This is a genomic window from Nocardia sp. CA-084685, from assembly GCF_050955785.1.
Taxonomy (GTDB): Bacteria; Actinomycetota; Actinomycetes; order Mycobacteriales; family Mycobacteriaceae; genus Nocardia.
Genome location: NZ_CP192094.1, coordinates 5,644,116 through 5,655,535 on the forward strand (window position 1 = coordinate 5,644,116; position 11,420 = coordinate 5,655,535).

General features: G+C 65.3%; 10 protein-coding genes and 2 pseudogenes. 4 read left to right on the top strand and 8 right to left on the bottom strand.

Going from position 1 to position 11,420, the window contains the following annotated elements:
* Nucleotides 1–64: 64 nt before the first annotated feature.
* From ACQP2U_RS25115 to ACQP2U_RS25125, 3 genes and pseudogenes are all read left to right on the top strand, one after another.
* Nucleotides 65–196: pseudogene (locus ACQP2U_RS25115) on the top strand (LLM class flavin-dependent oxidoreductase); the annotation flags it as partial.
* Nucleotides 187–473, top strand: a pseudogene (locus ACQP2U_RS25120) (F420-dependent methylene-tetrahydromethanopterin reductase); the annotation flags it as partial. The pseudogenes ACQP2U_RS25115 and ACQP2U_RS25120, both read left to right, overlap by 10 nt.
* Before the next feature lie 106 nt (nt 474–579).
* Nucleotides 580–2,178, top strand: coding sequence for a GMC family oxidoreductase (locus ACQP2U_RS25125; protein WP_433709744.1), 1,599 nt, complete (start codon nt 580–582; stop codon nt 2,176–2,178).
* A gap of 469 nt (nt 2,179–2,647) precedes the next feature.
* Here ACQP2U_RS25125 and ACQP2U_RS25130 read toward each other — a convergent pair whose 3' ends face one another.
* Nucleotides 2,648–2,995, bottom strand: coding sequence for a DoxX family protein (locus ACQP2U_RS25130; protein ID WP_433709745.1), 348 nt, complete (start codon nt 2,993–2,995; stop codon nt 2,648–2,650).
* Between the two features lie 102 nt (nt 2,996–3,097).
* On the opposite strand from ACQP2U_RS25130, the gene ACQP2U_RS25135 reads away from it, so the two are divergent.
* The gene (locus ACQP2U_RS25135; protein WP_433709746.1) at nt 3,098–3,982 is read left to right on the top strand and encodes a sigma-70 family RNA polymerase sigma factor; all 885 of its coding nucleotides are present in this window, start codon (nt 3,098–3,100) and stop codon (nt 3,980–3,982) included.
* A 559-nt stretch (nt 3,983–4,541) separates the two neighbouring features.
* Here the strand turns inward: ACQP2U_RS25135 and ilvD are convergent.
* The 7 genes from ilvD to ACQP2U_RS25170 form a co-directional block, all read right to left on the bottom strand.
* On the bottom strand, nt 4,542–6,248 hold the full coding sequence (gene ilvD / locus ACQP2U_RS25140) for a dihydroxy-acid dehydratase (RefSeq protein ID WP_433709747.1): 1,707 nt from the start codon (nt 6,246–6,248) through the stop codon (nt 4,542–4,544).
* Between the two features lie 137 nt (nt 6,249–6,385).
* The gene (locus ACQP2U_RS25145; RefSeq protein WP_433709748.1) at nt 6,386–6,721 is read right to left on the bottom strand and encodes a hypothetical protein; all 336 of its coding nucleotides are present in this window, start codon (nt 6,719–6,721) and stop codon (nt 6,386–6,388) included.
* Between the two features lie 248 nt (nt 6,722–6,969).
* Nucleotides 6,970–7,443 (bottom strand): HAD-IIIC family phosphatase, encoded by a 474-nt coding sequence (locus ACQP2U_RS25150; protein ID WP_433709749.1) that lies wholly within the window; start codon nt 7,441–7,443, stop codon nt 6,970–6,972.
* A gap of 164 nt (nt 7,444–7,607) precedes the next feature.
* On the bottom strand, nt 7,608–8,384 hold the full coding sequence (locus ACQP2U_RS25155) for an SDR family NAD(P)-dependent oxidoreductase (protein WP_433709750.1): 777 nt from the start codon (nt 8,382–8,384) through the stop codon (nt 7,608–7,610).
* Nucleotides 8,381–9,313, bottom strand: a complete 933-nt coding sequence (locus tag ACQP2U_RS25160) for a diacylglycerol/lipid kinase family protein (RefSeq protein ID WP_433709751.1) — start codon at nt 9,311–9,313, stop codon at nt 8,381–8,383. Before ACQP2U_RS25160 ends, ACQP2U_RS25155 begins: the two co-directional genes overlap by 4 nt.
* Nucleotides 9,298–10,020 (bottom strand): HAD family hydrolase, encoded by a 723-nt coding sequence (locus ACQP2U_RS25165; RefSeq protein ID WP_433709752.1) that lies wholly within the window; start codon nt 10,018–10,020, stop codon nt 9,298–9,300. Before ACQP2U_RS25165 ends, ACQP2U_RS25160 begins: the two co-directional genes overlap by 16 nt.
* Entirely contained in the window at nt 10,017–11,420 is a 1,404-nt protein-coding gene (locus tag ACQP2U_RS25170; RefSeq protein WP_433709753.1) for a nucleotidyltransferase domain-containing protein, read from the bottom strand. The genes ACQP2U_RS25165 and ACQP2U_RS25170 overlap by 4 nt, the downstream gene beginning before the upstream one ends.

The window sequence follows — 11,420 nt, forward strand, 5'->3', positions numbered from 1 at the left end:
CCCGGATTCGCTTCGTCGCGAATCCGGGATCACCGCCATTTCGCGACCGACGGGTTCGGATCATCAGGACCTTCCGGCGCTGGCGCACTACGTCCTACCCGCACTCTTCCGCGCTGGTGTGACCCACCGTCCGGTGCCGGGTTCGACGCTGCGCGCCAGTCTCGGCCTGAAGCGGCCGATCAACCGTTATGCGAAGGATCAGCACTTTCGCTGCGCCAAGTCGCCATCGAGACCTCACAGCGGTCCGGATTCGCCGGGACACCAAGCCGAGTCGCGGACGAACTGACCCGCTGGGTCCGCCACGGCGCGACCCACGGGTTCAATATCTCGCCGTACCTGGTGCTCACCGGACTCGACGAGATCGTCGACTGGCTTATTCCGGAATTGCAGGACCGCGGCTCCTACCGCACCGAGTACACCGACACCACCCTGCGCGAACATCTCGGCCGCGACCGCCGTTGACCAGGCGCTGATAACCGCGTCCGATCCGCGAAAGATGGCCCGTTTGCCAGGAAACCGAACCCGAGACCGCGTCTTACTCGTATGTTTGCCGTACGCAGTTCAGATCGGAGTGGGACAGTGCAAGCAGGGGTTAGCGCGGATTATGTGATCGTCGGCTCCGGATCGGCCGGTGCGGTCCTGGCCAACCGGCTCAGCGCCGATCCGAATATTTCGGTGGTGGTGCTCGAGGCCGGACCGCCGGATAAGAACAAATTCGCCCATATTCCGGCGGCATTCGCCAAGCTGTTCCGCGCGGAGGTCGACTGGGATTACCTCACCGAACCGCAGCCCGAGCTGAAGAATCGGCAGATCTACTGGCCGCGCGGCAAAATGTTCGGCGGATCATCATCGATGAACGCGATGATGTGGGTGCGTGGCTTCCGGGCCGACTATGACGAGTGGGCATTGCTGGCCGGGGACGAGTGGGGGTTCTCGGCGGCGGTCGAGCAGTTCCGCAAGATCGAGACCGTCGAGGATGCCCAGTATCCGGATGAGGGCACCACTGGGCCGCTGCATATTTCGCGGCAGCGCAGTCCGCGCGCGCTCACCGCGGCGTATCTGGCCGCGGTCGAGGAATCCGGATTCGCGGTGGAGCCGCCGAACCGGCCGCAGCCGGAGGGGTTCAGCGAGACCATGGTCACCCAGCGCGGTGGCAGGCGGTGGAGTACGGCCGATGCGTATTTGAAGCCAGCGATGCGCCGTCCGAATCTCACCGTATTCGCCGAGGCGCTCGCGTCGCAGATCATCTTCGAAACCTCGCCGGAAGGACGACCGCGCGCTACCGGTGTGGAGTATCGAAAGGACGGCGTCACGCAGACGGTGGCCGCCCGGCGCGAGGTGATCCTCTGCGGCGGTGCGATCAATAGCCCGCAGTTGCTCATGCTCTCGGGTGTCGGCGATGAGGACGAGCTATCGCGTCATCACATTCCGCTTGTGCACCATACGCCCGAGGTGGGCGCGAATCTGCAGGACCATTTGGTGGCGGCGCTCGGCTACGGCGTCGAATCCGATTCGCTGTTCGACGCGGAGAAGCCGCGTCAGCTGCTCGATTACCTGATCCGGCATCGCGGCATGCTCACCTCCAATGTTGGTGAGGCCTATGGCTTCATCCGCAGCCGGTCCGATCTCCAATTGCCGGATCTGGAGCTGATTTTCGCGCCCGCGCCATTCTTCTACGAGGGTCTCGAGGATCCGACCGAACACGGGGTCGTGTTGGCGACGGTGTTGTTGCGGCCGCACAGTCGCGGACGGATTTCGCTGGGTTCGGCTGATCCCACCGCCAAACCGGTCATCGACCCGCGCTATCTCTCCGATAGCGGCGGTGCGGACCGAACAGCGATCATGTCCGGTCTGCGCGTGTGCGCCGAACTGGCCGCCGCTCCGGCGCTGAAGGCGGTACTCGGACCGCTGATCTATCCGCCGCAAGCTCCAGCCGATCTCGAGGGTGCGATGGAGTTGACACTGAACAGCTACTCGCACACCCTGTACCACCCGGTCGGCACCTGCCGAATGGGCACCGATGCGGGCAGTGTCGTCACGCCACGACTGGAAGTGCGTGGAGTGCACGGACTCCGCGTTGCGGACGCGTCGGTGATGCCGTTGCTGATCCGCGGGCATACCCATGCGCCGAGCGTGTTCATCGGTGAGCAGGCGGCTCAGTTCATTCTGCGCGGTTAGTGCGCTGCCGTCAGCGAAGGTGCTCGATCCACCGGTTTGTTGCCGGTCGAGTCCGCCGGACTCGCCGCGGCGACGGAATGTGCCGGGGCGGCAAAGTGGTCAATCGTCCCGCGGGTCCGTGCGCAAATCGGGCTCGAAATGGCATGCGGTGCAATAGCGCATTGCATGCGTGCGTGCATAACATGCTGCATCGCACCGAGTGTCGAAGCGCCCCGCCCGGCCAATTGTTGCGACGGCGGGGCGGCTCGGGTCGTCGAGGCGAACCAGCTGGTCTCCGCCGAAAGGCGGTGCGATACACCTGGCAGGACGATGGCACCAGCCGGATAGCGGCGCCGGACAGCACGCACCCAGCGGCACCAGGCGCCACCAGCGACGACGAGCACGCCGCATCCCCGTCAGGCGGCTCACTCGTCGGCGACCGCATCCGACGGCGCAGCGGGGTCGATCGCGGGCACGGGGCACTGCCGAGTCAGGCGTAGGCGAACAGGGCGAGGGAAGCTGCGGACAGGACCAGGTATGGCAAGGGATAAGCGAGGTCGGCGTACCACTTGGCTCGGATGATCGTGATTTCCGCGCCGAGGAAGTACAGGACCAGGCAGAGGGCGGCGGTGAGCCCGAGGAGCGGGAAAGCAAGGCCGATCAGGAGGCCGAGGCCGCCGAGCGCTTTCAGGATGGCCAGCGGGTTGAGGGTCCATTGCGGGAGGCCGTAGCCGCGCATGGTCTCGCGCACCTGATCGGCCTTGACGATATCGAAGCCGGCGGCGCCGAAGGCGGCTACGGCGGCGAGGATGGTGACGACGACATATGCGACAGACATGGGAACTACCCTCCAGGTATCTCGGTTCTGCGGATCTGCGATCGTGGGATGGGCACCCGATCGTCTATTCACATGACGGATGCCGACCGCGAAAGGTGACCGATGCACGCACAGGAATTGTTGGCGCGACGATTCGAGACGCACCGCGATCACCTGCACGCGGTGGCCTACCGGATGCTCGGATCGGCGAGTGAAGCCGAGGATGCGGTGCAGGAGGCGTGGCTGCGGCTGGATCGCTCCGACATGAGCGGTGTCGAGAATCTCGTGGGGTGGTTGACCACGGTGGTCTCCCGAATCTGCCTCGATATGCTGCGCTCGCGGACCACCCGACGCGAGGATCCGATCGATCGGCTCGCCGAACTCGGCGATACCGCCTCTGACCGCGATCCGGAAAGCGAAGCCGTGCTGATCGATTCGGTCGGTCGCGCACTACTGGTGGTGCTGGATACACTCGGTCCCGATGAGCGGGTGGCATTCGTGCTGCACGATATGTTCGCCGTACCCTTCGATCAGATCGCGCCGATCGTCGGACGCACCAGCGCCGCCACCAAGAAGCTCGCCAGTCGGGCCCGCGCGCGGGCGCACGGCGATGCGACCGCGTCCACCGCCGAACTCGCGCGGCAGCGGCATGTCGTAGATGCCTTCCTCACTGCCGCCCGCAGTGGTGATCTCGACGCACTGCTCGCCGTCCTGGCACCCGATGTGGTGCGTACGGCCGAACCGGCCGCACTACCCTCGGGTATGGCCCCGGTCGTGCGGGGTGCGCAGGCGGTTGCCCGCGAGACCGTCATCTTGCGCCGCCGCTCCCAGGTCGCCACACTCGCTCTGGTCGATGGCGCGGTCGGCATCATTGTGGCGCCGCGCGGCAAACTGCTCCTCGCGCTTGCGGTTACGGTCCAAGACGATCGAATCGCGGGCTACGAGGTGATCGCCGATCCAGCCCGACTGCGGCAACTCGACCTGGCCGTGCTCCCGCAATTGCCATGAGCCAGAGGCGGTTCAGTCCGTCGACCATCAGCCGCCACGCGTCGCGTAGAAAGCTCCGATAAGACGGACCCCGGGCTCCCCATCGCCGAGGCGAGCCGAATGGTCGTGCACCGAATTCCTCCGAACCACCACATGACTCACCTCGGCGGTCGATCGGTCCATACTCAGCTGCAGAGGGCACCGAAGGACACCGCGCCCGCCAACTTCGAACCCTTGGCGAGCACACCGCCACGCTCGCAAAATACCGAGGGCCTCGATACGACCGGGTCGACACGCCGCTTATCGCCCCGGGCGGTCGATCGGATCAACCGGGATGGCAGCTGATGACTCCCACTTCAGTCGCGGACGGCGCCCAATGGCACCGAGCCGCCAACTTCGAACACTTGGCGAGCACACCGCCACGCTCGCAAGATTCCGAGAGCATCGATACGACCGGGGTGGGTCTTGCTAATCGCTTGAGCGAGCCGAATGGTCGCTTGCGGAATGCCGTTGAGCCACCCTATGACTCGCCTAGGCCGTCGATCGGATCAACCGGCATCGGCAGCTGACGACTCCCACTTCAGTCGCAGACTGCACCGTAGGAAGCCGAGCCGACCAACTTCGAGTATTTGGCCAGCACGCCGCGGGTGTAGCGCGGCGGCAATGGTTTCCAACCTTCACGACGGCGGTCGAGTTCTTCCGGGTCGATGAGAAGGTCGAGGGTGCCTGCGGCGACGTCGAGGCGGATCTGGTCGCCATCGTGGACGAAGGCGATCGGCCCGGCATCGACCGCCTCGGGGGCGACGTGGCCCACGCAGAGACCGGTGGTGCCGCCGGAGAAGCGTCCGTCGGTGAGCAGCAGCACGTCTTTACCGAGGCCCGCGCCCTTGATGGCCGCGGTGATCGCGAGCATCTCCCGCATACCGGGACCGCCCTTGGGCCCCTCGTACCGGATGACCACCACATCGCCCGCGGTGATCGTGCCGTCCTCCAGCGCGTCCATCGCGGCCCGCTCGCGGTCGAAAACCCGTGCCGTACCGGTGAATACGTCGGAATCGAAGCCCGCCGACTTGACCACCGCACCGCCGGGCGCGAGCGATCCGGCGAGGATAGTGATGCCGCCGGTCGGGTGGATGGGAGATGCCATGGCCCGCACCACCTTTCCGTCAGGATCGGGCGGGGCGATGGTAGCGAGGTTTTCCGCGACCGTACCTCCAGTGACGGTCAGGCAGTCACCGTGCAGCAGCCCCGCATCCAGCAGCGCCTTCATCATCACCGGCACGCCGCCGATCCGGTCCACATCGGTCATCACATGTCGCCCGAAGGGTTTCACATCGGCGAGGTGCGGTACCCGGCGGCCGATGCGCGCGAAATCCTCGAGTGACAGATCGACTTTCGCGTCGTGGGCGATCGCCAGCAGATGCAGTACGGCATTGGTGGAGCCGCCGAATGCCATCACCACCGCGATCGCGTTCTCGAAGGCTTCCTTGGTGAGAATGTCGGCCGTCGTGATTCCCCGCCGCAGCAGTTCCACCACCGCCTCACCGCTGCGCCGCGCGTAGCCGTCGCGACGTCGATCGGTCGCGGGCGGTGCCGCACTGCCGGGCAGCGACATACCCAATGCCTCGGCCGCGCTGGCCATGGTGTTGGCGGTGTACATGCCGCCGCAGGCGCCCTCACCCGGACAGATCGCCCGTTCGATGGCATCCACATCCTCGCGACTCATCAGACCGCGCGAACAGGCGCCGACCGCCTCGAACGCATCGATAATCGTCACTTCACGCTCGGTGCCATCGCTGAGTTTCGCGATACCGGGCAGGATCGAGCCCGCGTATAGGAACACACTCGCCAGGTTCAGCCGCGCCGCCGCCATCAACATGCCGGGCAAGGATTTATCGCATCCGGCCAACAGCACCGAACCGTCGAGCCGCTCGGCCTGCATCACGGTTTCCACACTGTCGGCGATCACCTCGCGCGATACCAGCGAGAAATTCATGCCCTCATGTCCCATGGAGATGCCGTCGGAGACCGAAATGGTCCCGAATTCCATCGGATACCCGCCGCCCGCGAACACTCCCTCCTTGCAGGCCTTGGCGAGCCGGTCCAGCGACAGATTGCACGGCGTGATCTCATTCCACGAGGAGGCCACACCGATCTGTGACTTGCCCCAGTCGCCGTCGTCCATGCCCACCGCCCGGAGCATGCCGCGCGCGGCCGTCTTCTCCAGACCATCGGTGACATCGCGACTGCGCGGCTTGATATCGGGGCCCTTCGGATCATTCGCCATGGTCACATCATTCCCCGCCGGTGTCCCGACCTGCTGCCGACCACGCCGATCGGCATGGAATTCGACCGCGCCCAGCAGGTTCGGACGTCCCGATGGACCGCGGCCACTCCCGCCAGGGAGAGCCAGCGTCTTGACGATCAACGATGCTCGTCCAAGCGAAGGTATCCCCAGACGAAGACGAGCAGTGCCATCAGTTGTATCGCGGCGGTGACGCTGACCACCGCTGTCAGGGAACGCGTGTAGAGCAGCGCCAACAGCGCAGATCCTGCGAAGGCGGCCGAGCCCGATCCGGCGGCGGAAACACCGTAGGCGGTGCCGCGTCGATGAGCTGCTGGGACCAAATCGGCGACGGCCACTCGGAGTGTCGATTCCTGGACGTCTAGCACCGCACCCCACAGCAATGCGCCGATAACGGCCGGAATCGCGCTGTCCTGAAGGGCAAGGGGCGGGATCAGAGCCGAGAGTATCGGCACCGCAATGAGGATTCGGGCACCCGCTGCGGTCGTAGCACCAGCCGGTGAGCAAGGCGGCGAGGGCATCGACGACCATTGCCGCGCCATAGACGATCGGGACGACCGCCACCGGGACGAGCTGCAGGTTGGCGAGATGGAAAGCGAGCAGGCCGAACCTGACCGACCAAGATCAGGTGGCACTGAGGGCGGTGGCTTCTCGACCGACGCCGCCGTAGTGTCCACCTGATCTTGATCCCGCTCGCTGGGGGTTAGGCCCTGATGCTGGCGAAGCCCATGGGTGGGGTGGGGGATGGGCCCGTGCGGAGCACGGGGCGGAAGTCGGGGAGGGCGGGTAGTACGTCGGCGTTGCGGGCGGCGTAGCAACGCACGCATGGGAGTGCTCGGGTGACCTCGGCTCGTTCCACCGGTTCGGCGTCGATGAAACCGATGGTGTCCAGTTCCAGGCCCAGGGTGTGTGCGATCCGCAATAGCGACGCGGATTTGCGGCCCCAGCCGATCTCGATGGCCGAGAACATGTCGTAGAGCCCGTGTCGGTAGAGCTTCTTGAGGGTGAGGTCGCGGTCGCTGCGGCTGGCTACCGCGTGCCAGATGCCGCGCTCGCTGAGCTTCAGTAGCGTGCGCAGGGCGGCGGGGCGTGGTGCGCCGCTGGTGGCGTCGCAGACGACACCATCCCATAGCGTGTTGTCCAATTCCCAGACCAGACATCTCAGAGCCGGTGCCATCGCCTGCCCCTATCGGTTGCTCATTGTTGCCTTTCCTGCCGTGTCGTCGGCAGATGGGCTACTGACAAAACCATCCAGCGAACGGCACGTGCCGGACAAGCCCCCGCTTTCTGGGGACCCGTGCGGCCGAGGTGATACTACCGACACGCCCGCGAATGCTCCTGTCAAAAGCCGTAGTAGCGGCGAACGAGCCGTTCATAGACCCGAGCGGGCGTGAATCGTCGGGTCCAGAACGAGAGCCGAACGTCGCTGCCGCACAGGTAGGTTTGGCGCGGCTCGGGTGCTTCCAGGACTGCCCGCACCTTCCTGGCTACCGTCTCGGCGGACTGCCCGTGCTCCAGGTATCCGGTGACGCGCGCCAATACCGAAGTCCGATCGGCCGTGTATGCCTCGATCGGATCGACAACGCGCGCAGCCGAATCGATGATCGGGGTGACCGTCCATCCGGGCGCGAGCACCGAGACGTGAATGCCGAAACCGGCGGTCTCCATCCGCATCGCCTCGCCGAGACGTTCGATGGCTGCCTTGGTCGCCGAGTACCAGCCACCATAGGGTTCGGCGATGGCTCCCGCACCAGAACTCACCACGATCACCCGTCCGTGGCCCTGCGCCCGCATGACCGGCAGCACTTCGCGCAGCACGCGGTGGGTGCCGATCACATTGGTATCGATGAGCGCGGCGGCCTCGTCCGGATCGGTCTCCTCCACCGAACCGACAATGCCGTAGGCGGCGAAGGTGACAACGGCATCGATGCGGCCGTGTCGTGCGTGCGCGGATTTCACCCAGCTCCGCACCGCCTCGGTATCGCGAACATCGACCGCGCTCACACCATCCCGCGCGATCTTGTCGCTGCCCTCGACCGTATAGCCGACGCGCGCGAGGTATTCGACGGTCGCCGCGCCCATACCGTTGGCGGCGCCGGTCACCAGGACAACGCTCACCGCGCACACACCCGCAACACGCGCGGCAGCACCTCTAACCGCGCCGATTCGACAATCGTGATCTCACCATCCAATTCGAGCGGCGCGGGTGCGGCGGGTCGCAGTTCCACCACGGTGTCGCGACGGCAGGTGGCCAGCGCGGAACCCCTGAACTTGCCGCGGTAGAGACCGGCGATGAGGCCGAGAATGCGTGCCCGTCCAGCAGCTTTCCAGATATTCACATCGAACATGCCGTCCGCGCCGGTTACCGGCGTGTCGTAGTACATACCACCGGCGAAGTGGACGCTCTTGAGCACACCGACATTCGTGATCGGCGCGGTGTGTACCCAGTCGGATCCGCGCAGGTGGACGGCAAGTGACGTGTGAGTGGCGATATTGCTCAGTGCGGTGGCGATTATGGCCGCCTCGACATTGCGGGATTTCAGCCAGCCGATCAGCCCGTGCGCTTGATTGAACGAATGATTTCCTGCCGCAACGAGTCCCATGCTGGCATTGAGTAGGAAGTAGCGGACCGTTCGGGTGCCGTCCGGGAGGAGCAGGGTAGCCTTGCCGACATCGACGAGTTCGGGTGCGCCGAGCCGGACCGGGACGTCGGCGATGCTGGTTCGCCCCGGTTTATGGAAGTCGTTGGAACTGCCGAGGCCGATCGCGCCCAGTGCGATCGCGTCCGCCCCATGCCGCGGCCGGTCGGTCGCCGGGTCCATGATCGCATTGAGTACCAGGTTGACCATGCCGTCGCCGCCCGCCGCGACGATCACCTCGGGTGGATCCGACTCGAGACTCGCTTGCACCAGTTTGGTTGCTTGTTCCGCGTCACTGGGCATTTCGACGGTCAGATCGTTATTCCGTTCGCGCAGCACGTCTTCTACCGGACGCCACCTCCGCAGCGCCTTCCCGGCATTGGACTGCGGATTCAGGACGACGAGCATGATTCCTCCTCGATACCAAGCCACTCGCGTAGCCGAGGCCAATCCCCTACATGTACGAGCTCCGAATATTTCTGTGGGACAGCCAATTTCGGCACATTCACCAAGAAGACGGGGATCCCGATTCGCGCTGCCGGTGCATCGTTGACCGGGTCGTTGCCGATCATCACGCACTCCCCCGGTTCCGCGCCGAGCCGGTCGAGGAGTTCTCGATAGAACTCGATGCGCGGTTTCGAGCGGCGCATATTTTCACCACTGGTCCGGTAGGCGAACGCGGACGGGTCGTAGCCGCCCCAGCCGAGCCGGGTGGCGACCGTGCTGTCCGGCCACAGCGGGTTGGTCGCGACTACTTGTACCGTGCCCGCTCCTCGGAGCCGAGTCACGGTATCCAGTGCCGCCGGCTCCGGCGGAAAACAACGACGCAGGCGCGGAAAACCCATTTCCGCCAGGCTCTTCAATTGCCTCGCCACCTCATCCGGTGCAAGGTCCAACCGCTCGGCGAGCAACCGGACCATGAGCTCGGTGTTGGTGTGCTCGGTGTCGTTGGCCCGCACCTGCTTCAGCACGCCCGACAGCACACGCAGGAACCGATGCGGTGGGGCCAACTCGCGAAATGCCTGCGCGGCCGCCAGCGGCATCAGCGCCTTGAATCGACGTCGATGCCATCGCACCAAGGTGCCGTCCAGGTCCCACAGCACTGTGCGGTTCATTCCTGGCTGTCCAGTACCGCTTGTAGATCGGCTCGGGTCAGGCCCAGCTGTGCCGCGTATTCGTCGATGCCGGGACGCTCGGTCGCACTCGCGCCGATTCCGGCCCGGCTTGCCAGCTCCGAACCGTATGCGGCACCTAGATCGAAGACGGTCTTGGCCAGAGCCGCCGGAAACAGCCAGCGGCCCAGATCGCGCTGGAACACACGCGTCAGCCGGTAGGGTGCCGAGATTCGCGCGCCGAGATCCGATAGCGGCGCAGGGTCGCGCAGTGAACTCATCTTGCGCGCCTCCGCACCGGGCACGAGCAGCAGATCCGACCACAGGCGACCGAAGCGGTCGCGCTTCTCGCTCGCGACTGCGGTCATGTTGAATTCGGTATAGGCCTTTTCGATGCGTGAGGTGTGGGTGGAGCGGCTGCGCAGCAGGGCATGGATGTCGGCGGTTTTGCGCGCGGTGTCGTAGCGGGTGAAGCGGTTGACCTTCGGCGCGATCCAGCCGGTCAATGCCGCGAACTCTGGTACCGGAACGAGTCGATCGGCCAGCGAAAGGGCGTGGTACATCAGGCTTTCGCTGCCTGCCTTGGCGATTTCACCGGCCAGCAGGTGGTAGTCGAGGTCATCGGCATAGCGAGCCAGGTTCCAGATGTCGGCGAGTTCGCGCACACCGGTCTTGTAGTAGGGCAGGTGGATGCCGAGGTGGTGCAGATTGTCCTCGTGCGACATCGCCCAAGCGGGCACACCGTAGAAGTCGATGCGCCGCACGCGTTTCCAGATGGCGGTGTAGTCGACGGTGTACGGGGCCAACGGTGTGATCAGGCCCCAGTGCGTGCCGACGACGAGCGATCCGTCGCGGGAGACGAACGACGGCAGGTGGTGTGAGCGTTCGGCGCGGACCTTCGGCGCCTTGCCGAGCAGTTCGGAGGTGGCGAAAAGGCCCAGCTCACGGTAGATCTCGATAACCGTGTCGACCTGATCGAGTTCGACGAGGATGTCCAGATCGTTCATGCGCTTGTAGCGCGGGTCGTGGTAGATCTGCGCAGAGAACAACATGCCCTTGAGCACCACGCACCGCACACCGCGTTCGTCGAAGCGGCGCAACAGTTCACGGGCACCGGCCAGGCGTCGCTCGTTCACGGCGGCAATGTGATCGGTCACGCTGGCGAAATGTGCGCGCACCAGCTCCGGAACGCGTTCGTAGAGCTGCTCGGATTCCAATCGGCGTTGTACCAACGGGACAGTCGCATTGAGCGCGGCGAGTTCGAAAACCTCGGCCCAGTCCGTGATCTCATGGGCGAGCTTCGCCAATGCGGCGCGCTCATCCTGGCTCGGTTCGGCCAGTGCGGCGTGCACCAGCAGGCGTTCGGAAGCCGTGCCGCCCGCGGCGATTTCGGTTCCGGTCAT